The sequence below is a fragment of the Kribbella sp. CCNWLW201 genome, assembly GCF_037203805.1.
In the GTDB taxonomy this organism is placed as follows: Bacteria; Actinomycetota; Actinomycetes; order Propionibacteriales; family Kribbellaceae; genus Kribbella.
Genome location: NZ_JBBCBQ010000001.1, coordinates 202,842 through 222,281, shown reverse-complemented (window position 1 = coordinate 222,281; position 19,440 = coordinate 202,842). Strand labels below are relative to the sequence as shown.

Below are 19,440 nucleotides of genomic sequence, written 5' to 3'. Positions count from 1 at the left end.
CCACACGCTCGTGGGTCAGCCAACCAAAGGCGGGAGGTCGCTCGGGGCGTAGTAGGTCTCCGGCGTCGAGCACAGGGGTGCGCCGGTGAGCTGCGTCGGGCTGGTCATCAGGAGGGCGTGGCCGCTGGCGATGGGGCGCTCGAGGTACTCGTGGCCCGGCAGGTTGGCCACGGCGGTGCGGCAGCCGAGCGCCATCCCCTCGAACAGAGCGGTCGTGGACACGCCGACCTGGTAGGTGGCCGAGGCCAGCAGATCGAGAGTGCTGCCCTCGGTGGAGAGCCGGACCCCGGCCGGAATCGTGTAGTCGGACGCGCGCTCACTCGGATGCAGCCGGAAGACGACATCCAGCGACGGGTGCTCCTTGCTGACCGCCTCCGCGACGTGCAGCAACTCGGCGCCGATCGTGCCCTGCGAGAGGAAGACCGCGAGCCGTGGGTCCTTCTGCGCAGCACGAGGCAGGTACGACGTACCGATCACAGCCGTGCTCATCCCGGCCGGAAGGTCGGCGATGTCGGCCCAGTACGACCCGAAGCACCAGAGCTCGTCCGGCTGGTCAGCCACCACCGGCCGACCCGGATAGCTGTAGCCGAGGTGGAACGGGCTGATGGCTCCGTGCTGAAGCTCTACCACCCGGATGCCCAGGTCGCGGGCCGCACCGACGATGTGCTGGTGGAAGTAGGCGACCACGACGTACACCGTCTTGATCCGGTGCTTCCGCAGTAGCGCACGATAGAGCGCCCGCAACCGCAGGTGCTTGGGCACCTCGCGCGCCAGCAGCGCCCCGACCGGCACCGAGACACCGGTCAGTTCCTTGAGGGCGTCGCTGATGCCGCGATCGTCCATCTGCCGCTTGTGGACTGCGCCGGCGGCCGAGGTGAAGAAGTCCAGGTTCCGGCTCTTCGGCAGCGGCGTTCCGTTGATGCCCGAGTCCAGGATCAATGCTGATCGGCCAAGTGCGTGACGGAGCTCGTCGGTGTAGATCTCGACACCGCCCGGTTTCCGCGGGTGCGGGACGACCAGAGCGTCGTACGCGCCGAGGAACGGGTTGCGGGTGACCAGGCCGGTCAGGTGCCGGGTGACGAGTCGCGCTTTGTCGTACGGCGTACGTCGTACCGGATGGGAAGCGCCGTGGATACCGGTGCGCCGGGTCAGCTCATGGAAGACGCGCATCCGGATGACGGGCCACGGGCTAGCGCCTTCGATCCGCCAGTCGAGCAGATTCAGCTCCCGCTCCACCTGCCAGATCGCCCGGCACAGGCCCGCCACCGTCGGATCCGTGCCGTTCCCGGTACTCGTCATGGTTGATCCCTACTATCCCCGCGAGGCTACCGACGCCCGAGAAGAACCGGCGGACTGCCTTCAGCAGGTGCGTCTTCCGGCCGAGCAGCAGCCCGGCCAGGGCGAACCCGATCGCCGAGATCACCCGGGCCGAAGCATAGGCCAGGACGAGCAGATAGCTGATCGCGCCCGGCCGGATCAGCAGCCGGCTGATGGTGTCGCCGCTGCCGGACCGGAACGCCCGCCGGACCAGCCAGCGCAGTGTGGTCCGCCCGGCCGGCACCTCCTCGGCGATACACGCCTCCTCACACCAGACGATCCGGAACCCGGCCCGGTGCACCCGGAGGAAGAAGTGCAGGTCACTGGAGCCGGTGTAGCGGAACGCGGGGTGGAACCCGGGTGTGACCGCATGGTAGACGCGTCGGCTGACCAGGGTGTTGTTCGTGTACGCCTTGCGCAGTTCCTCGCCGGTGGTGTGCTTGCCGGTCGAGTCGTGGACGTCGCTGTAGTGGTTCCAGGCCGGTGCGCCGGGCGGCAAGTTGCCCTTGACCGGACCGGTGACCACGTCGGCGCCCGATGTCTCCCACGCGTGCAGCAGCGCGGCCAGCCAGCCGGGCGACGCCACCTCGTCGTCGTCCACGAAGATCAGCGCGTCGTCGTTCCAGCACAGCTCGACCGACTTCTCCCGGGCGAACGGGATCCCCGGCTCCGGCTCGACCACCGATTCGATCGGGTACGGCGTCCCTTTCCCGAACTCCTCCAGCACCCGGGCCGCCGAGCCCTCTGCGTCGTTGTCGACCACCACGATCCGGATCGCGTATTCGGAGTCCGCGGGGAGTTCCTGAGCCTGCAGGCTGGTCAGCAGCGCGCGTAACAGAGCAGGTCGCCGGAAGGTGATTACCGCAATGGCGACGCTGGTGCTCATGGCGCCCGAGACTATCGGTCCCCGCCAACAACCGGCCATCCGGTGTACCTGCAGGTAGGTACAATTCACGGGGTGGAAACAATGGAACGCTTGATCCGCAGTACTCAGGAACTGCTCTGGGAACGCGGGTATGTCGGCACCAGTCCGAAGGCGATCCAGCGGGCTGCGGACGCCGGTCAGGGCAGCATGTATCACCACTTCAGCGGCAAGGCCCAGCTCGCCAAGGCTGCGATCGAGCGGTCCGGGGCCGAGTTGCGGGAGGCGGCCGAGGAGCAGTTCAGTGGCCCGGGTACGGCGACCGAGCGGATCACCCACTATCTCGAGCGGGACCGCGACGTGCTCCGGGGTTGCCGGATCGGCCGGCTCACCGCGGACCCGGACGTGATGGCGGACCCGGAGTTGCGGGCTCCGGTCGACGAGACGTTCGGCTGGCTCCGCGACCGGCTCGCCGAGATCGTTGCTGAGGGCAAACGTAAGGGCGAGTATCCGGCGTCGCTCGACCCGGATCAGACCGCCGCGACGATCGCCGCCGTCCTGCAGGGTGGATACGTGCTCGCCCGCGCCGCGAACTCCGACGAGCCGTTCGAGCTCGCCGTCCAGGGATTGATCAAGCTAATCAAGGAGGCCTCGGCGTGAAGATCGGTGCCGTGTTCCCGCAATTGGAGATCGGCGCGGATCCGGCCGTCGTGCGCGACTGGGCGACCACGGTCGAGCAGGCCGGTTACACCCACGTGCACGTGTACGACCACGTGCTCGGCGCGGACCCAGCGAACCGCCCAGGCTGGACCGGCTACACCGACAGGTCCTTGTTTCACGAGGTTTTCGTCCTGTTCGGCTACCTCGCCGCGATCACATCCAAGGTCGAGCTGGTGACCGGCGTACTGGTCCTGCCGCAACGTCAGACCGCTCTGGTCGCGAAGCAGGCCGCCGAGGTCGACGTGCTCAGCGGCGGCCGACTGCGGCTGGGCGTCGGCATCGGGTGGAACCAGGTCGAGTACCAGGCGCTCGGCGTACCGTTCAAGCAACGCGGCGCCTTGCTCGAGGAGCAGGTGGACGTGCTGCGTCGGCTGTGGGCCGAGCCGGTCGTCTCGTACGACGGCAAGTTCCACCAGATCGAGGAGGCCGGGCTCAACCCGCTACCCGGCCGGCGGATCCCGATCTGGTTCGGCGGTGGCGCCGAGGCCGTGTTGCGTCGTACCGGCCGGATCGGCGACGGCTGGATGCCGCAAACCGCACCGACCACCGAGGCCAAGGCCCGCGTCGACCGCCTCCGCACGTACGCCGCCGAAGCCGGCCGCGACCCCGCCACCATCGGCATCGAACCCCGCCTCACCTTGGCCGACTTGCCCGAGAAGGATTGGCCCGCCTTCATCGAAGGCTGGCGCAACCTCGGCGCCACCCACCTGGCCGTCAACACCATGAGACTGGGCCTGAAGCGTCCGGAAGAACACGCCGCCGTACTACGAGACGTCCTGCCGCGGCTGCGTTAGCTCCAGGGGGTGTTCGCGGTGGAGCCGCGGATGATGAGGGGGCAGGGGAGGGTGACCACCTCGGTGGGGCGGTCCGGGTCTTCGATGCGGCGGCGGAGGAGGTCGATGCCGGTTTCGACGATGGCGTGGACCGGCTGCTCGACCGAGGTGAGGTCGAATGACTCCCAGGCGGCCAGGGACGTGTTGTCGAAGCCGATGACCCAGACGTCCTCGGGGACGCGGACGCCGAGTGCGCGGGCGCCGTCGAGTATGCCGAACGCGAGCAGGTCGGTGACGGTGTAGATCGCGGTCGGCGGCTTCTTCCGGGAGAGCAGTTTCTGCGCAGCGGCATGGCCGTCGGCATGCGGTACGCCGACCGAGATGACATTGGCGGGTTTGATCTTCAGTCCGGCGTCGGCGAGGGCGGCCCGGAAGCCGAGGTCGCGGTCGCGGGAGGTGTTCCCGGTGTGGGTCAGCGTGACCAGGCCGATGTCGGTGTGCCCGGCCTCGGCCAGGTAGCGGCCGGCGTCGTACGCGCCCTGGTAGTTGTCGCCGACCACCTGGTCGCAGTCGAGGCCGTCGATCCCGCGGTGCAGCAGGACGGTCGGTGTGCCGGACTCGACCGCCATCGTGTGCAGAGAGGAGTCGTACGTCGCCGACGTCAGCAGGAACCCGTCGACCAGGCGCTGCTGGATCACCTTCCCGACGGACTCCTCCGGGTCGTGCTCGATGTTCCACAGGATCATGTGCAGCCCGAGCGCACTCAGCACCCGGCCGATCTCGTCCAGCAGCTCGGCGTGGAACGGGCTGGTCACCCGGGTCATGAACACCCCGACGGTGTCGGTCCGGCCGGTCTTCATCGCCCGGGCCAGCGCGTTCGGCGTGTAGTTCGCGTCCTTCAGCACCTGCAGCACCCGGGCGCGGGTCTCCGCGTTGACCTTCGGGTTGTTGGTCAGCACTCGCGAGACCGTGGCCTGTGAGACCCCGGCCAGGCGTGCCAGATCACGGCTCGTCGGTGGTCGCGTCATGATCGGCCTCCCCTCTGGTTCCGAATCCGAAACCCTACTGAAGAGTGTCACCTCTCGCCGTTGACCACGCCGCCCGAGGTCTGTATACGTATTCATTGTATACGTATTCATCCCTCGCGGATGGGAGATTCCGGTGCAGACAACCCACTCCAACCTGAGCCGCCGCAGGTTTCTCGCCGGACTGACGGGACTTGCGGCCGGCGGTGCGCTGGCCGGCTGTGGCGGTAACGGCAACGGCAACGCGGGCGGCGGGAAGGGACTGACCTTCCTCAACTGGCAACAGGTCAAGGGCACGCCGCTCGAGCAGGCGATCCAGGCGTACGAGAAGTCTTCCGGTACGTCGGTCACCGTGCAGCCCGCGGTCACGCAGGAGTACGACACCAAGATGCGCACCCTGCTGGCGGGCGGCGCTCCGCCCGATGTGATGCGGATCAACGACGACTTCGTCCGCGGCTTCTCCGGGCAGGGAGCGCTGCTGGACCTCAGGCCGTACATCGAGAAGGACGGCCTGGACACCAGCGCGTTCGCCAAGGAGGCGTACGAGTTCCCCAAGCAGCCGGACGGTTCGCACACCGCCTGGGTGCTCGGCTACGAGCCGCGGCTGGTCTTCTACAACGTCGACCTGTTCAAGCAGGCCGGCCTACCGCTGCCGCCGACGACCTGGTCGCCGGATGGCTGGTCGTGGTCGGACTTCGCCGACCGGGCCAAGAAGCTGACCGATCCGGCGAAGAAGCAGTACGGCGCTCTGGTGTACCTGGACACGGGGTACGAGCAGACGTTCACGGTCAACCACGGTAGTCAGACCGGCATCTACTCCGCCGACGGGACACAGTTCACGCTGCCCGGCGCCAAGGAGGTGGAGGCCCTGCAATGGGCCACCGACCTGACCTGCAAGGACAAGGTGCAGCCGCCGTGGTCCGCGCTGCAGCAGGACAACGTGCAGAACCAGCTGTTCGCCCAGGGCAAGATCGCGATGATGTTCGCGACCTTCGGCACTGTGCCGTACCTGCGAACCACGGTGAAGGACTTCACCTGGGACGTCGCCCCGCCGCCGGCCGACGTGGCGCAGAAGACCGAGGCCAGCGTGATCGTGTTCTGCATCCCGAAGGCGGCGAAGAATCCGGACCGGGCCTGGGAACTGCTCAAGTTCCTGGCCGGCGAGGAGGGCGGCAAGATCCTGCTCGGCGGTGGCGCCTTCACACCGATCAACAACAAGGTCGCCGCACAGCTGGCGGCGGGCGGCAAGCAACCCGAGCATATCGCGCTGTTCGGTGAGGCCGCCAAACATCTGACCGCGACCAACCAGACCAAGAACACGCTCGGCGCCCGCGAGCTGTACCGGCCGGCGCTGGACCAGGCCTACAACTGTGAGAAGCCGGTCGCCGACGTGCTCAACCAGATCAAGCCACAGGTGGAGAACGCCTTGAAGGGTTGATGTCGATGGCAACGACAGCACCAGCAAGGGCGCCGGTGGCACCGTCCGAGGTGCCGAACCACGACGCCGAGGTACGGCGGGCACGCCGCAAGCAGAACCTGGTCGGCTGGCTGTTCATCAGCCCGATCGTGGTCGGGGTGGTGGCCTTCCAGTTCTTCCCGATCCTGGTGTCGATCGGCGCCTCGCTGACCGACTGGAACGGGATCTCGGCGCCGACGTTCGTCGGGCTGAAGAACTTCACCGACCTGTTCGGCGACGACCCGCTGTTCCTGCAGACGTTCAAGAACACCATCTACTTCACGCTGGCGAGCATTCCGCTGACGATCGGGATCGGCCTGGTGCTGGCCCTGCTGTGCGCCCGGCCGATCCGCGGGGTCGCGTTCTTCCGGACGGCGTACTTCGCGCCGTACGTGACGAACGTGGTCGCGATCGGGTTCGTCTGGTTCTGGTTCTTCCAGCCGGACAACGGGGTGGTCAACGGGCTGCTCGGCCAGGTCGGCATCACCGGGCCGCAGTGGTTGTCGAGCTCGACCTGGGCGATGCCGGCTGTCATCATGGTCAGCGTCTGGCAGGGCATCGGCTATCCGATGATCATCCTGCTGGCCGGGCTGCAGGGGCTGCCGGCGGAGTACTTCGAGTCGGCCCGGCTCGACGGCGCCGGTGCGTTCCAGCGGCTGCGGTTCATCACCCTGCCGCTGCTGACGCCGCACTTCCTGTTCCTGCTGATCACGCAGTTCATCACGTCGTTCCAGGTGTTCGGCCTGATCTACGTGATGACCAAGGGCGGGCCGGGTCACGCCACCAGCGTCTACATCTTCAACATCTACCAGAACGCGTTCAGCTTCGGGAAGATCGGCTACGCCTCGGCGATGGCATGGATCCTGTTCGCGGTGATCGCGGCCGTCACCTTCCTGCAGTGGAAGCTCCAGAAGAGGTGGGTGTTCTACTCATGAGGCTGGTGAGCAGGACCTCGCAGTACGTGGTGATGTCACTGTTCGCGGTGGTCTTCCTGGCGCCGCTGGTCTGGATGATCAGCGCGTCGCTGCGGCCGGAGGCGAAGGTGCTGTCGGTGCCGCCGCAGTTCCTGCCCAGGGACGCGCAGTGGGAGAACTACCGGCAGATCTTCGAGCTCATCCCGGTGTTCCTGTGGAACAGCGTGAAACTGGCCGGGCTGAACGTCGTCGGCATCCTGATCGTGGCGTCGATGGCCGGGTACGCGTTCGCGCGGCTGAAGTTCGCCGGCCGGGACTTCGCGTTCATGGTGCTGCTGGCGACCTCGATCATCCCCGGGATCGCGTACCTGATCCCGCAGTACATCGTCTTCCGGCAGATCGGCTGGGTGGACACGCAGTACCCGCTGTGGGTGCCGAAGATCCTCACCCCGGTGTTCGCGACGTTCCTGATGCGGCAGTCGTTCCTGACGATTCCGCAGGAGCTCGAGGACGCGGGCAAGATCGACGGGGCCTCCACGTTCGGCATCTACTGGCGGATCATGCTGCCGCAGACCAAGCCGGCGCTGGCCGCGATCGGGGTGTTCACCTTCCTCGAGTCGTGGAACGACCTGTTCGGTCCGCTGATCTACATCAACTCCGAGAACCTGCAGACGCTGCCGGTGGCGCTCGCCCAGTTCCAGGGCGAGTACTTCACCCAGATCAGTCTGCTGATGTGCGGGGCGACCGTCTCGGTGGTCCCCGTCATCGCCGTCTTCCTCTTTGCACAGCGCTATTTCATCCAGGGCATCACGATGACAGGAATGAAGGGGTGAGCACCGTGCCGGACCGGCTCGTTGCCATGCAGATCGGAGCGGTTTCGTTCGTCGACGAAGGGGTCGACCAGACATTGGACATCCTGGCCGAGCGCGGCGCGGTGAACGCGCTGTTCCTGGCCACACCGACCTGGACCCGGGGGACCGGCGGCCGCCAGATTCCCGGCCATCCGATTCCCGACCACGGCGGATCCGAGTACGACCTCGGCTGGGTCGGCGGCAACTACGCGACGCCGCATCCGCAGTACTACGGCAACACCGCGCTCGGCTCGGTCGGCCGGGCGCCCGAACACCCCGAGCTCGACCTGCTCGGCGAGGTCGTCCCGAAGGCCCGTGAGCGGGGGATGAAATCGTTCGCCTGGATGGAGGAGAGCGGCGGCGCCCGCCAGCTGCGGACCTACCCGAACTTCGCCAAGGTGCTCGAGGTGGATGCGTGGGGCCGGCCAGGTCGCCGGCCGTGCTTCAACAATCCGGACTACCGCAACTGGCACCTCGGGTTCGTCGAGGACTACGTGCAGAGCTACCAGCTCGATGGCCTGGCCTGGTGCTCGGAGCGGCCGGGTCCGCTGAACATGCTGATGCAGGGCACGGTCGAGGTGGCCGAGGTCGGCTGCTTCTGCCCGCACTGCCGGCAGATCGCCCGCGACCGCGGCATCGACGTCGACCGCGCGATGCGCGGCTACCGTGAGCTGGTCGAGTGGAACCAGCGGGTCGGCGCGGGTGAGCGCCCGGTCGACGGTGCGTTCGTCGCGTTCTGGCGGATCCTGCTGAACTTCCCCGAGGTGCTGGCCTGGCAGACGCTGTGGACCGAGAGCCAGCGGCAGCTGTACCGCGACATCTACGGTGTCGCCAAGGCGATCTCGCCCGAGGTCCAGGTCGGCTGGCACGTCTACCACAACATCTCGTTCAGCCCGTTCTACCGGGCCGACCAGGACTACACCGAGATGGCGAAGTTCTCCGACTTCATCAAGGTGGTCATCTACAACAACTGCGCCGGTCCGCGGTTCTTCACCTGGGTCAAGAGCATCTGCGGCGCACTGTTCGCCGACGCGGAGCCCGAGGACGTCTACCCGGTGATGATGAAGCTGCTCCAGCTCGACGAGGGTGCCTACGAGAAGCTGCCGCAGACGGGCTTCACCGCGGACTACGTACGGCGGGAGACCGCGCGGGCCGTCGCCGGTGTCGGCGGGCAGAGTGCGATCTACCCGGGCATCGACATCGACATCCCGGTCGGCGTCGCCAGGCAGCGAGGGCTGGAGCCGCCTCGCGACCTCGGGACGAAGATCAACTGGGACGACAACGAGGGCGACCTGACCCAGTGCACCCGGGAGTCCGTGCGGGACGCGACGCTGGCCGCGTTCGAGGGTGGCGCGGAGGGCGTCGTACTGAGCCGGAAGTACTCCGAGATGCTGCTGGAGAATCTGTCCGGCGCGGGTGACGCGATCCGGAGCCTGCAGTGAAACCCTGGTACCGACGAACTCTGCGCTGGGCGCAGACCAACCTGACCGAGAAGGACCCGGCCCGGTACGACGCCGACTGGTGGCGCGAGCACTGGCGTCGTACCCGGGTGCAGGGCGTGATCGTCAACGCAGGCGGGATCGTCGCGTACTACCCGAGCCGGTTCGAGCTGCAGCACCGGGCCGAGTTCCTCGGCGACCGCGACCTGTACGGCGAGATCGCCGGGCTGGCGAAAGCGGACGGGCTGACGGTGCTGGCCCGGATGGATTCGAACCGGGCACACCAGCAGCTGTACGACGCGCACCCGGACTGGTTCGCGATCGATGCCGAGGGCAACCCGTATCGGGCCGGGCAGCTGTACGTCGCCTGTGTCACCGGACCCTACTACCGGGACTTCCTGACCGGGATCCTCGAGGAAATCATCGAGCGGACCGCGCCGGACGGGATCACCGACAACAGTTGGAGCGGTCTCGGCCGGGACTCCATCTGCTACTGCCCGAACTGCCGGGAGAGTTTCGGCCAGGAGCTGCCGGCCAGACCGGATTGGGCGGATCCGGCGTACCGGCAATGGATCCGGTGGAGTTACGACCGGCGGCTGGCGGTGTGGGACCTGAACAACGAGGTCGCCCGCCGGGCCGGTGGTCCGGACTGTCTGTGGATCGGCATGAACGGCGGCGAGGTAGTTGCGCAGAGCAAGCGACTGCGCGACGACGTGGAGATCTGCAGGCGGGCGGAGATCTTCCTTCTCGACTCGCAGTGGCGGCACGACGAGTCCGGCTTCCAGGCCAACACCGACAGCGGCAAGCGGCTGCACGGACTGCTCGGCTGGGACACCCTGATCCCGGAGAGCACGGCCATGTACGACGCCGGGACGCCGACCTTCCGGCTCGGGAGCAAACCGGAGGCGGAGGCGCGGATGTGGGCGGTGGAGGGGTTCGCCGGTGGGATCCAGCCGTGGTGGCACCACATCGGCTCGGTCCACGAGGACCGGCGGCAGTACGCGACGGCCGGGCCGCTGTTCGAATGGCATGCCGAGCACGAGGACTATCTGGTGAACCGGGAGCCGGTCGCCACGGTCGGTCTGCTGTGGAGTCAGCGCAGTGTGGACTTCCACGGCAAGGACGATCCGGAGACGACGAGTCAGCTGCCCTACCGCGGCTGGGTCGACGCACTCGTCCGGGCCCGGATCCCGTACCTGCCGGTGCACGAGGTGGACCCCTCCCTTGCGGTCCTGATCGTCCCGAACGTGGGCGTCCTCACGGATGCACAGTGCGCGGCGCTGACGGCGTACGTCGAGGGCGGCGGGCGGCTCGTGGTGACCGGGGAGTCGAGCCTGTACGACGAGTGGGGCGATCGGCGCGACGACTTCGCACTGGCCGATCTGCTCGGCGTACGCCATCAGGGCAAGCGGTTCGAGGCGGGGAAGGTCGACTGGGAGACGTACGACGCGCACAGTTACCTGCGGATCGAGGATCGGCGGATCGCGGGTGGTTTCGACGACACGGACGTGCTGCCGTTCGGTGGGCGGTTGGAGCTGGTCGCCGCGTCCGGCCCGGCGCTGACCTACATACCGCCGTTCCCGATCTATCCGCCGGAGAAGTCGTGGATGGCCGAGCCGCGGACCGACGTACCCGCGCTGGTTCTCGGTGAGAACACGGCGTACCTGGCGGCGGACCTCGATCGGCTGTACGCGCAGTACCACCATCCCGATCACGGCCGGCTGCTGGCGAATCTGGTCCGCTGGGCGGCCCGCGACGACATCCCCCTGCAGGTCGAGGGTGCCGGCGTCCTGGACTGCCAGCTCTACCGGAAGGGTGACTCGCTCGTCCTGCACCTGGTCAACCTCGACCAGGGCGGTGCGTGGCGCGGCCGGCTGGAGGAGCTCACACCGGCCGGGCCGTTCACCGTCCGCGTCCGCGCGACCGCTGGCACGGCTCGTCTCCTGGTCAGCGGCGTGGAGGCGGAGGTGAAGGAAGAGGACGGCTGGATTACGGTCGGAGTAGACCGGATCACCGATCACGAAGTCGTAGTACTCAGCTAAGGAGCATCCTGTGTCAGTCGACGTCACCGGCCCGATGAACGAGCGGTACGACGAGATCCTCACCGAGCGGGCGCTCGGGCTGATCGAGAAGTTGCATCGGGAGTACGACGGGCGGCGGCAGGAGCTGCTCGCGCGTCGCCGGGAGCGGGTCGCCGAGATCGCCGGTGGGGCGTCGCTGGGGTTCCTGGCGGAGACGAAGGACGTGCGGGACGACCCGGACTGGCGGGTCGCGCCGCCCGCGCCCGGGCTGGTGGACCGGCGGGTGGAGATCACCGGGCCGACCGACCGGAAGATGACGATCAACGCGCTGAACTCGGGTGCCAAGGTGTGGCTGGCCGACCAGGAGGACGCCAACACGCCGTTGTGGGAGAACGTGATCGGCGGGCAGCTCAACCTGCTGGACGCGATCACCCGGCGGATCGACTTCAGCACCGACACCAAGTCGTACGAGCTGAAGCCCGACGAGGAGCTGGCGACGATCGTCGTACGGCCGCGTGGGTGGCACCTGCCGGAGAAGCATCTCCTGGTGGACGGTGCGCCGGTCAGCGGCTCCCTGGTGGACTTCGCGTTGTATTTCGCCGCCTGTGGACAACTGCAGCTCGACCGCGGTCAGGGGCCGTACTTCTACCTGCCGAAGATGGAGTCGCACCTCGAGGCGCGGCTGTGGAACGACGTGTTCGTCACGGCGCAGGAGTATCTGGGGATCCCGCGCGGGACGATCCGGGCGACGGTGCTGATCGAGACGTACCCGGCCGCGTTCGAGATGGAGGAGATCCTCTACGAGCTGCGCGAGCACTCGGCCGGGCTGAACGCCGGGCGCTGGGACTACATGTTCAGCGTGATCAAGACGCACCGGACCCGTGGTACGGACTTCCAGCTGCCGGACCGCAACAGCGTGACCATGACGGTCCCGTTCATGCGGGCGTACACCGAGCTGCTGGTCCGCACCTGCCACAAGCGTGGTGCGCATGCGATCGGCGGGATGGCGGCGTTCATCCCGAGCAAGGACCCTGCGGTGAACGAGCAGGCCTTTGCGAAGGTCGAGGCGGACAAGCGCCGCGAGGCCGGCGACGGCTTCGACGGCTCCTGGGTTGCGCACCCCGGCATGGTCGACACCTGCCGGGCCGTCTTCGACGAGGTGCTCGGGTCCGAGCCGAACCAGCTGGGCAAGCTCCGTGAGGACGTCCACGTCACCGCCGAGCAGTTGCTGGACGTCGCCGCCACGCCGGGTGAGGTCACCGAGGCCGGCCTCCGCAGCAACGTGAGCGTCGCCATCCAGTACCTCGCCGCCTGGCTCGACGGCCTCGGCGCGGTCGGCATCTTCAACCTGATGGAAGACGCGGCCACCGCCGAGATCTCCCGCTCCCAGATCTGGCAGTGGCGCCGCAACAACGTCGTACTCGACACCGGCGACACCGTCACCACGGAGCTGGTCCAACGCATCGCCGACGAGGAGATCGCCAAACTGGACCAGCCCAACCGCTACGCCGCCGCCCGCGACACCTTCCTCGAGGTAGCCCTCGCCGACGACTACACCGACTTCCTCACCCTCCCCGCCTACGAACGCATGCCCTAACGGAGCGGCGGGTCCACGTTCACCGTGGGGATCCCGCCACCGGCCCGCGCAATGATCGCCACCGACGGCTCGTCGGTGGGGTTGCTCTCGCGGTGGACGGTGAACGACGGGACGTGGACGAAGTCCCCGGCGACGGCGTCCAGATAGTCGTCGTACCCCTCGAACTCGAGCCGCAACACGCCCGAGACGACGTACAGGCTGGACTCGTTCCGATCGTGATGGTGCCAACCGGACATCGCCCCCGGCGCCGTCACCACCTTCCCGGCCCACAGGATCGGCAGCTCGAAGGCCCGCGTCCGGAACATCCCCGGCGTCGGATCGGCCGCCACCAGTTCGCCGGCCCGAATCACCCGAATGGGCTCGTTCATGGCAACAGTCTGCCCCCGCGCGATCCGCTCCCGCCAGCGGTTCGGCGCGTAGGCTGCGGGGATGGCGAGCATTGTGTTGCGGGTTCGGCTGATCAGCGGTGACCACCTGGATGTCACCTACGAGGAGACGGACGCGGTCGACGACGCCGAAGCCGTCGAGCATGCCGTCGCGGCCCTCGCGAGCGGTGACGGCTCACTCCGGTGCAGGCATGGCGGACGACTCCTCGTGCTGTTCGCACGAGGAGTCGCCGCCGTCGAGATCGCGCCGCGGGGCGCGGTCCTGTAACCGATGTTCAGCGCTTGGTCGGGTAGGCCGCGTCGACCTCGACCTCGACGAGCCAGCCGTTCACCGGGAGGTTCTCGATCTCCAGGGCGAAGCGGGACGGGCGGGTCTTGTTGACCACGAAGGGCTTGGCGGGTGGCGCCGTACCCAGTGGAACTGGGACGTACTGACCCGTGGTGAGGTCGGTGTTGGCGAAGTACTGGCGGTAGGCGCGGTTCCAGCCGGCGAAGTCGGCGGCGGCCGCGCCGGCCGGGTTCTGCAGGAAGACGCGCATCGTGTAGACGTCGGCGTACGTGAGGCCCTGGGCTTGCAGGTTCTCGCCGATCCGCCGCAGCACGTTGATGCCCTGGGCCTCGGTGATGGTGACGCCCGCCGGCAGCGTCCCACCCGGGAAGACCACAGTATCGATGTACGACGCTTCCGTTCCGGCCGGAGCACCCGTGTTCAGTGCCGACGGACCGAGTCCGCTGGACTTGTAGATCGGTGTGTTGGCCCCGATGCCGACACCGCTGGCGATCATCGGGTTGGCCTGGCCGGCAGGCAGCGCAGGTACGACGGTGCCGGGGCTCGGCGGTTTCGGCTTGTCCCACCACCCGGCGGCTGTGGTGGCGCCGCCGCCGAAGGACAGGGCGACGACGGTGAGGCCGGCGATCAGATTACGTTTCCTCATTTGCTGGTCACCCGACTGTGCAGGGCGGTCACGGCCGCCCGGGCGGACACCATCGCGCCGTGCTGCCAGGCGATGGCGTAGGACAGGTGGTCGCCGGCGAAGTAGATGTTGCCGGTGGCATCGAGCAGCCGGGCGTAGATCCCGTCGGTCTGGGACGGCCAGCTGACCCAGGCCGCTTCGGAATACTTGGTCCCGAGCCAGTTGACCGAGAAGGACGCCTTGACGTCCTTGCGGTACACGTCGCCGTGGATCTTGGCGCCCTGCATCAAAGCGCGTTCCAGCCGCGCCGCCGGCGTCAGAGCGCCGTACACATTGGCGTTGGCGCCGGTGTTGTAGTAGCCGATCACGGTGCCGCGCTCGCCGTGGAAGCCGGTCGAGGGGTACCAGGTGTTGACCGTGTCGAGGTTGCTGTTGGTGATACCGCCGTAGATCCGGTGGTCCTCCTCCCACCAGCGGCGGCCGTACTCGATGCCGATCTTGCCCGCGTTCGTCTGCCGGGCGTACTTCAGCGACTCGATGATCGGCGTGGGCAGGTTGGACGGGAGCTTCGCGGCCAGGTGTGGCGGCAGGGTGCAGATGGCGTAGTCCGCGGAGATCACCCGGGTCCGCGTCCCGGTCGTGTAGGTGACCTCGACACCGGTGGTGGTGTTGCGCAGTCCGGTCACCTCGGCGCCGTACTGGATCTTCTCCCGGCCGATCGCCTTCTCGAACGCGTACGGGATCCGGTCCATCCCGCCGCTGGGCTGGAACATCATCATCGCCTGGTCCCAGCCGAACTCGAACGAGAAGTAGTTCCCGACCCCGCTGGCGAACACGTCGCTCAGTGCGTACGGCGGGGCCGTCGTACCGCCCTCCATCCCGGCACCGGGTTCGATCTCGTAACCGCGGCGGCCGCTGCCGGTGTAGGCGAACCCGGCCGCCTTGTTCCCGATCGCGCCGAAGCTGCTGAGGAAGCCGATCAGCGCCTCCTTGTCGGTCGCGGTCAACTGGCCGTCGAGGGCGCCCTGATCGGTTGCCTTGGCGAGCATTTCGGCGACGTAGCCGTAGACGTCCGCCTTGGCGGTGCGGTGCCGGATCGGCTTGTTGGACAGGGCTGTGGTGCCCTCGCGGTAGAGGTACGCGTCCGCGTTCTGGTTGACGAACGGCTCGATCGGGACGCCGAGTTCGCGGCAGTAGTCGATCGTCACGTGGTGCTGCGGCAGGCGGGCCGGGCCTGCGTTCATGTACTGCCCGGGCGAGAACGTCGCCCGCTGGGTGTTCCCGGCCAGGTCGGTTTCCACGGTGCCGCCGCGGACCGTCCAGTTCCGGCCGCCGGGACGGGTGCGAGCCTCCAGCAGGGTGACCTTGTAGCCGGCCTTGAGCAGCTCGTACGCCGACGTCAGGCCGGCGATCCCGGCACCGAGGATGACGATGTGCTTGCGGCCGCGGCCGTTGAGTTCGATCCGCGACGGGGCGGCGTACGCGGGAGTCTCGGCGACGCCCGTGAGGCCGAGCGCCGTCATCGTGGAGTACATGACACCGGCACCGCCGGCGATACCGACCTGTTGCAGGAACTGACGTCTCGATTGCGCCATGCCTTCTCCTCACTGGGCAACTGGGTAGCTGACCAGAAAGGTAAAGACATGGTGTTTTGGGTGCGTGTCAGTACCGTGACGAGCTGACGCTCGTACTGACAGGTATGTTTCGTCTTAACGAACCTGACGAATCTCCGCTTGCAGTGCCGCCGCGACGGGTGCTATTTCTGCATAGACACCAGGAAAATCGGGATCGGCGCAACCTTTGCCCCAGGAGACGGTGGCCAGCAGGCGGCCGTTGAGGACGAGAGGGCCGCCGGAGTCGCCCTGGCAGGCGTCGCCGGACCCGTCGCCGGCGCAGACGTTCGAGGCGGCGGCGTACCCGTTGGCGACGTACTCCTTGTTCGCCAGGCAGGTGTCGTCCCCGAGATCGGGTACGGCGACCTTCTGCAGCGTGTCGTCCGGACCGGTGTCCGCGGTGTCGCCCCAGCCGTAGACGGTCGGTACGGCGCCCTTCCGGTCAGCCTTCGCGCTGGTCTCAAGTGCGATCACCGGGACCCGGGTGAACGGCTTGGCCAGGGTGAGGATCGCGAAGTCGTTGCGGTTGTTCCTCGTGTTGTAGCTCGGATGGATCCATACCTTGCCGATCCCGGACACCCGCCCGGTCGAGTCGTCGCTCAACTCGGCCCGGCCTTGGATCGCGGTGTACGTCGACGCCGGCTTGGTCATGCAGTGCGCGGCTGTCAGCACCTTGTTCGGCGCCAGCAGAACCCCACCACACCACCGCCCGGTGGGTCGCGACGATTGCGAGTTCGTCAACACCACCGCCCACGGCGCCTCACTGACACTCGCGAGCGTCCCACCGATGATCACCGGTTTGCCGACATTCGCCGACACCGCCCCGGCGGACGCAAGCAGAAGAACCCCAGCAAGAACAACAGCCCGTTTCAGCATGCCGACGAACTTACCGTGACGGATTGATTACACGGAGATCAGTACGACGGTCAGCGCGGCGAGACGCAGGCCGACTGGCAATCGTCGTGTCACCGGCTCGTGAAGTACGGCGATCCCGGCCACCACAGGCACGACCGGGTAGAGCGAGGTGAGCACCCGATGCCCACCGTCACCTCCACGTCGTCGGTGTCCGGTCGGCACCCACTGATCGCAACTTCATTTCGCTGGAGCTGGAGCTCTGACGACCAGTGCGAGACCGAGCAGGATTGTCCACAGTCCCCACGCCGTACTGCCGACGAAGCCGGCCGGCTCCCAGATCGGGAAGTCGGGGACGGCGGTGGCCAGGACGTCGCCCTGGTTGGCCAGGTAGAGCAGGCTCGCCGGTAGTCCGGCCCAACCGATCCAGCGGGGTAGTGCGTTCGTGCGCAGGATGACCACGCTGACACCGAGGCTCCAGGCGATGGCGAGGATTTGACCGAGGTGCTCGCCGAGCAGCGCACCGCCGTACTGATGCTGTGCGGTCCACGCGGCCGCGACCGTCGAGTCGCCCTCGGCGTACGCCCGAGCCAGTGGTGGTACGACGAAAACCCAGCGTAGGAAGCCGATCAGGGCCAGCAGCACCGAGGCGGCGCCAATCGTGGTGGCGACCCTCAGCAGAATCGAGGATTCCCGATTAATTGCTCTGGGCAACATCAGGATCGGGATCGCGAGCAGGCCATAGGTCCAGGCGGTGGCGAACCAGGTCCAGATCAGTCCCGATCCGCCCGCGGTGAACGAGGTCAGCACCTCGTCGGCGGGTTCGCGCAGGATGTCCGGCCAGTCGAACGTGGCGGACAGCACGCTGGCGGCGACGGCAAAGCTGGCCGCGCTGACGATGAACAGTGCTCCGGTGATCCGGCGCATGACGAGTCCCTCCCAATAAATTGTACGGCGTACAGAGTTAGTGTGCAGGTAATCCTGTACGCTGTCCAGAGTTAGGAGGCGGTGGATGGCGACGAGAGGCCGGCCCGGGCCACGGCGGACGTTGAGTGAGGACGAGATCCTCGATGCGGCTCTGGTACTGCTGGACGAAGGTGGACCGGCCGCGGCGTCGATCCGCGGGATCGCGGCGAAGGTCGGAGTCGCGCCGAACGCGGTCTACACCTACTTCCCCGACAAGGCGGCGGTGGTCCGCGCGCTGGTGGAGAAGTTGCTGGGTGAGGCGGACACCGGAGCGTTCGCCGATGAGAGCAGGCCGTGGCGGGAGCGGGTGGAAGCGCTGGCGGTGGAGCTGCGCCGGCGGCTGGTCGCGCACCCGGGAGCGGTCGCGTTGCTGATGAGCGGCCCGATGGACGGTCCGCGCGCGACCGCGCTCAACGAACGCTTGCTGGACCTGCTGATCGGTGCCGGCCTGAAACCGGCCGATGCGGCCCGGGCGACGTACCTGCTGATCGTCTATGTCCTGGGCGCGATCGCCCTCGAGGTCGCCGACGAAGCCGGGCCGGGGCCGCTGCCGTCGGAGGACGACCGCGTTGCGCGCCGGCGGGCCGGGTTCGCGCAGATCCCGGCGGAGGTGTTCCCGCGATCGGCCGCGGCGGCGCCGACGATGTCGCGCTACATCACCACGGACCAGTACGTCTGGGGCCTGCACCGCCTACTCGACGGCATCGGTCCGAAATAAGAGTGGCCACCCCGGCCACGCATGCCGGGGTGACCACATCTACGACCTTAAGCCCTGTAAGCGGTCCACATGTTGCTGATGCGGCTGCTCTGGCCTGGGGTGAATTGGTTGTAGCAGGAGTCGTACGAGTAATCCATGTAGTTGTGGATCGGGTCGAGACCCGGCAGTGAGCACGAGTCACGGCCTTCGGGGCACCCGTTGGTGGAGCTGCTCTGCGCCGGGGTGTCCGAGACCTCGTCGTTCGTGGCCGTGCAACCGCCCTGGAACGTGTGGTAGAGCCCGAACCAGTGGCCGGCCTCGTGGGTCGCGGTCTCGCCCAGGTTGTAGTTGGCGATCCCGCCGCCGGGCAGCGAGTCGTAGTGCACCCGGATGCCGTCGACGCCGGGGTTGCGGCTGTAGTCCCACGGGAACGTGGCGATGCCGAGGTAGGCGAAGTCGACCAGCCAGACGTTCAGCGCGTTCGCACCGCCCTTGCGGGTCTGCTTGCGGTAGGTGCTGCTCTGCTTGTCCTTGTGCCAGTTGTTGTTGTTGTAACGGAATGTGCCGGCCAGCTGGAAGCTGAAGCCGGTGTTCGCCGCGGCCGAGGACTCCCCGCCGCCGAACGTGTTGTTCAGGACGGTGATCTGCTGCGCGATCTGGCTGTCGGTGACGTCACCGTTGCCGGCCGCGTCGCGCATCACGTGGAAGTACACCGGGACGGTCGCGGCCGCGAGCGCACCCTGCGGTACGCCGATGCCTCGGGCGGCCTTTGCCTTCAGCAACTGTGCGGTCCGGGCCTCGATCGCCTTCTGCTCGGCGGCCGACACCTCCCGGGTGTCCGGGCCGGGGCCACCCTTGGCCGAAGCGCCGGCCGGGGGGACGAAACAGTCGGCTATCTGGTCCGCGGGCAGTTTGGCGGTGGCCTGGCCACCGAGTGGGCTGAAGACGAGCGCCGTTCCGGCCAGCATGACCGCCAGGGCGCGGGGACGGGTGATGAAAGATCGCATGGACTGCGCTCCTCCGGGGTCGGGCCGCAT

20 protein-coding genes are annotated in these 19,440 nt (G+C 67.6%); 10 read left to right on the top strand and 10 right to left on the bottom strand.

Annotation, left to right across the window (positions count from 1 at the left end; genetic code table 11):
• Window positions 1-15 precede the first annotated feature (15 nt).
• The gene (locus tag V9K99_RS00905; protein ID WP_337003206.1) at window positions 16-1,299 is read right to left on the bottom strand and encodes a hypothetical protein; all 1,284 of its coding nucleotides are present in this window, start codon (window positions 1,297-1,299) and stop codon (window positions 16-18) included.
• Entirely contained in the window at window positions 1,190-2,203 is a 1,014-nt protein-coding gene (locus V9K99_RS00900) for a glycosyltransferase (RefSeq protein WP_337003208.1), read from the bottom strand. Before V9K99_RS00900 ends, V9K99_RS00905 begins: the two co-directional genes overlap by 110 nt.
• A gap of 81 nt (window positions 2,204-2,284) precedes the next feature.
• On the opposite strand from V9K99_RS00900, the gene V9K99_RS00895 reads away from it, so the two are divergent.
• Together V9K99_RS00895 and V9K99_RS00890 are read left to right on the top strand one after the other, a co-directional pair.
• On the top strand, window positions 2,285-2,839 hold the full coding sequence (locus V9K99_RS00895; RefSeq protein ID WP_337003210.1) for a TetR/AcrR family transcriptional regulator: 555 nt from the start codon (window positions 2,285-2,287) through the stop codon (window positions 2,837-2,839).
• Window positions 2,836-3,693 carry an LLM class F420-dependent oxidoreductase gene (locus tag V9K99_RS00890; protein WP_337003212.1) on the top strand — a complete coding sequence of 286 codons (858 nt, stop codon included), beginning with the start codon at window positions 2,836-2,838 and terminating at the stop codon, window positions 3,691-3,693. Before V9K99_RS00895 ends, V9K99_RS00890 begins: the two co-directional genes overlap by 4 nt.
• On the opposite strand, the gene V9K99_RS00885 is transcribed toward V9K99_RS00890, so the two are convergent.
• Window positions 3,690-4,700 carry a LacI family DNA-binding transcriptional regulator gene (locus V9K99_RS00885; protein WP_337003214.1) on the bottom strand — a complete coding sequence of 337 codons (1,011 nt, stop codon included), beginning with the start codon at window positions 4,698-4,700 and terminating at the stop codon, window positions 3,690-3,692. The two genes, V9K99_RS00890 and V9K99_RS00885, sit on opposite strands and share 4 nt — an antisense overlap.
• 133 nt (window positions 4,701-4,833) lie before the next feature.
• On the opposite strand from V9K99_RS00885, the gene V9K99_RS00880 reads away from it, so the two are divergent.
• The 6 genes from V9K99_RS00880 to aceB are packed head-to-tail and all read left to right on the top strand — an operon-like array spanning window position 4,834 to window position 12,975.
• A complete protein-coding gene (locus V9K99_RS00880) occupies window positions 4,834-6,135 on the top strand; it encodes an ABC transporter substrate-binding protein (RefSeq protein WP_337003216.1) in 1,302 nt (433 codons plus the stop codon).
• Window positions 6,136-6,140: 5 nt separating this feature from the next.
• The gene (locus V9K99_RS00875) at window positions 6,141-7,088 is read left to right on the top strand and encodes a carbohydrate ABC transporter permease (RefSeq protein WP_337003218.1); all 948 of its coding nucleotides are present in this window, start codon (window positions 6,141-6,143) and stop codon (window positions 7,086-7,088) included.
• Window positions 7,085-7,900, top strand: a complete 816-nt coding sequence (locus V9K99_RS00870) for a carbohydrate ABC transporter permease (protein WP_442914719.1) — start codon at window positions 7,085-7,087, stop codon at window positions 7,898-7,900. Before V9K99_RS00875 ends, V9K99_RS00870 begins: the two co-directional genes overlap by 4 nt.
• The gene (locus tag V9K99_RS00865) at window positions 7,897-9,360 is read left to right on the top strand and encodes a hypothetical protein (protein WP_337003222.1); all 1,464 of its coding nucleotides are present in this window, start codon (window positions 7,897-7,899) and stop codon (window positions 9,358-9,360) included. The genes V9K99_RS00870 and V9K99_RS00865 overlap by 4 nt, the downstream gene beginning before the upstream one ends.
• Complete coding sequence (locus V9K99_RS00860) at window positions 9,357-11,399, top strand: alpha-amylase family protein (RefSeq protein WP_337003223.1); 2,043 nt, start codon at window positions 9,357-9,359, stop codon at window positions 11,397-11,399. Before V9K99_RS00865 ends, V9K99_RS00860 begins: the two co-directional genes overlap by 4 nt.
• Window positions 11,400-11,409: 10 nt before the next feature.
• Window positions 11,410-12,975 carry a malate synthase A gene (aceB, locus tag V9K99_RS00855; protein WP_337003225.1) on the top strand — a complete coding sequence of 522 codons (1,566 nt, stop codon included), beginning with the start codon at window positions 11,410-11,412 and terminating at the stop codon, window positions 12,973-12,975.
• Here the strand turns inward: aceB and V9K99_RS00850 are convergent.
• Window positions 12,972-13,343: a cupin domain-containing protein gene (locus V9K99_RS00850; RefSeq protein ID WP_337003228.1), complete on the bottom strand. Its 372-nt coding sequence runs from the start codon at window positions 13,341-13,343 to the stop codon at window positions 12,972-12,974. The two genes, aceB and V9K99_RS00850, sit on opposite strands and share 4 nt — an antisense overlap.
• A gap of 61 nt (window positions 13,344-13,404) precedes the next feature.
• On the opposite strand from V9K99_RS00850, the gene V9K99_RS00845 reads away from it, so the two are divergent.
• Window positions 13,405-13,629, top strand: a complete 225-nt coding sequence (locus tag V9K99_RS00845; RefSeq protein WP_337003230.1) for a hypothetical protein — start codon at window positions 13,405-13,407, stop codon at window positions 13,627-13,629.
• A 7-nt stretch (window positions 13,630-13,636) separates the two neighbouring features.
• On the opposite strand, the gene V9K99_RS00840 is transcribed toward V9K99_RS00845, so the two are convergent.
• The 5 genes from V9K99_RS00840 to V9K99_RS00820 all read right to left on the bottom strand — a co-directional run bounded on the left by V9K99_RS00840 (window position 13,637) and on the right by V9K99_RS00820 (window position 17,667).
• Complete coding sequence (locus V9K99_RS00840) at window positions 13,637-14,296, bottom strand: Rid family hydrolase (RefSeq protein ID WP_337003232.1); 660 nt, start codon at window positions 14,294-14,296, stop codon at window positions 13,637-13,639.
• Window positions 14,293-15,870, bottom strand: a complete 1,578-nt coding sequence (locus tag V9K99_RS00835; RefSeq protein WP_337003234.1) for a flavin monoamine oxidase family protein — start codon at window positions 15,868-15,870, stop codon at window positions 14,293-14,295. Before V9K99_RS00835 ends, V9K99_RS00840 begins: the two co-directional genes overlap by 4 nt.
• Window positions 15,871-15,984: 114 nt before the next feature.
• Entirely contained in the window at window positions 15,985-16,764 is a 780-nt protein-coding gene (locus tag V9K99_RS00830) for a S1 family peptidase (protein ID WP_337003236.1), read from the bottom strand.
• A gap of 27 nt (window positions 16,765-16,791) precedes the next feature.
• Window positions 16,792-16,965: a hypothetical protein gene (locus V9K99_RS00825; RefSeq protein ID WP_337003238.1), complete on the bottom strand. Its 174-nt coding sequence runs from the start codon at window positions 16,963-16,965 to the stop codon at window positions 16,792-16,794.
• Window positions 16,966-16,980: 15 nt separating this feature from the next.
• Complete coding sequence (locus tag V9K99_RS00820) at window positions 16,981-17,667, bottom strand: DUF4386 domain-containing protein (RefSeq protein WP_337003240.1); 687 nt, start codon at window positions 17,665-17,667, stop codon at window positions 16,981-16,983.
• A gap of 85 nt (window positions 17,668-17,752) precedes the next feature.
• Between V9K99_RS00820 and V9K99_RS00815 the strand changes: the two genes are divergently transcribed.
• Window positions 17,753-18,424 (top strand): TetR/AcrR family transcriptional regulator, encoded by a 672-nt coding sequence (locus V9K99_RS00815; RefSeq protein ID WP_337003242.1) that lies wholly within the window; start codon window positions 17,753-17,755, stop codon window positions 18,422-18,424.
• Window positions 18,425-18,471: 47 nt separating this feature from the next.
• Here the strand turns inward: V9K99_RS00815 and V9K99_RS00810 are convergent, their stop codons facing one another.
• On the bottom strand, window positions 18,472-19,410 hold the full coding sequence (locus V9K99_RS00810; protein WP_337003244.1) for a zinc metalloprotease: 939 nt from the start codon (window positions 19,408-19,410) through the stop codon (window positions 18,472-18,474).
• Window positions 19,411-19,440 lie beyond the last annotated feature (30 nt).

What these genes read in the sequence shown, in the direction of transcription:
- V9K99_RS00905 (WP_337003206.1), bottom strand. Translation starts at nt 1,299, where the DNA reads ATGACGAGTACCGGGAACGGCACGGATCCGACGGTGGCGGGCCTGTGC.
- V9K99_RS00900 (WP_337003208.1), bottom strand. Translation starts at nt 2,203, where the DNA reads ATGAGCACCAGCGTCGCCATTGCGGTAATCACCTTCCGGCGACCTGCT.
- V9K99_RS00895 (WP_337003210.1), top strand. Translation starts at nt 2,285, where the DNA reads ATGGAACGCTTGATCCGCAGTACTCAGGAACTGCTCTGGGAACGCGGG.
- V9K99_RS00885 (WP_337003214.1), bottom strand. Translation starts at nt 4,700, where the DNA reads ATGACGCGACCACCGACGAGCCGTGATCTGGCACGCCTGGCCGGGGTC.
- V9K99_RS00875 (WP_337003218.1), top strand. Translation starts at nt 6,141, where the DNA reads ATGGCAACGACAGCACCAGCAAGGGCGCCGGTGGCACCGTCCGAGGTG.
- V9K99_RS00870 (WP_442914719.1), top strand. Translation starts at nt 7,085, where the DNA reads ATGAGGCTGGTGAGCAGGACCTCGCAGTACGTGGTGATGTCACTGTTC.
- V9K99_RS00850 (WP_337003228.1), bottom strand. Translation starts at nt 13,343, where the DNA reads ATGAACGAGCCCATTCGGGTGATTCGGGCCGGCGAACTGGTGGCGGCC.
- V9K99_RS00845 (WP_337003230.1), top strand. Translation starts at nt 13,405, where the DNA reads ATGGCGAGCATTGTGTTGCGGGTTCGGCTGATCAGCGGTGACCACCTG.
- V9K99_RS00840 (WP_337003232.1), bottom strand. Translation starts at nt 14,296, where the DNA reads ATGAGGAAACGTAATCTGATCGCCGGCCTCACCGTCGTCGCCCTGTCC.
- V9K99_RS00835 (WP_337003234.1), bottom strand. Translation starts at nt 15,870, where the DNA reads ATGGCGCAATCGAGACGTCAGTTCCTGCAACAGGTCGGTATCGCCGGC.
- V9K99_RS00830 (WP_337003236.1), bottom strand. Translation starts at nt 16,764, where the DNA reads ATGCTGAAACGGGCTGTTGTTCTTGCTGGGGTTCTTCTGCTTGCGTCC.
- V9K99_RS00820 (WP_337003240.1), bottom strand. Translation starts at nt 17,667, where the DNA reads ATGCGCCGGATCACCGGAGCACTGTTCATCGTCAGCGCGGCCAGCTTT.
- V9K99_RS00815 (WP_337003242.1), top strand. Translation starts at nt 17,753, where the DNA reads ATGGCGACGAGAGGCCGGCCCGGGCCACGGCGGACGTTGAGTGAGGAC.
- V9K99_RS00810 (WP_337003244.1), bottom strand. Translation starts at nt 19,410, where the DNA reads ATGCGATCTTTCATCACCCGTCCCCGCGCCCTGGCGGTCATGCTGGCC.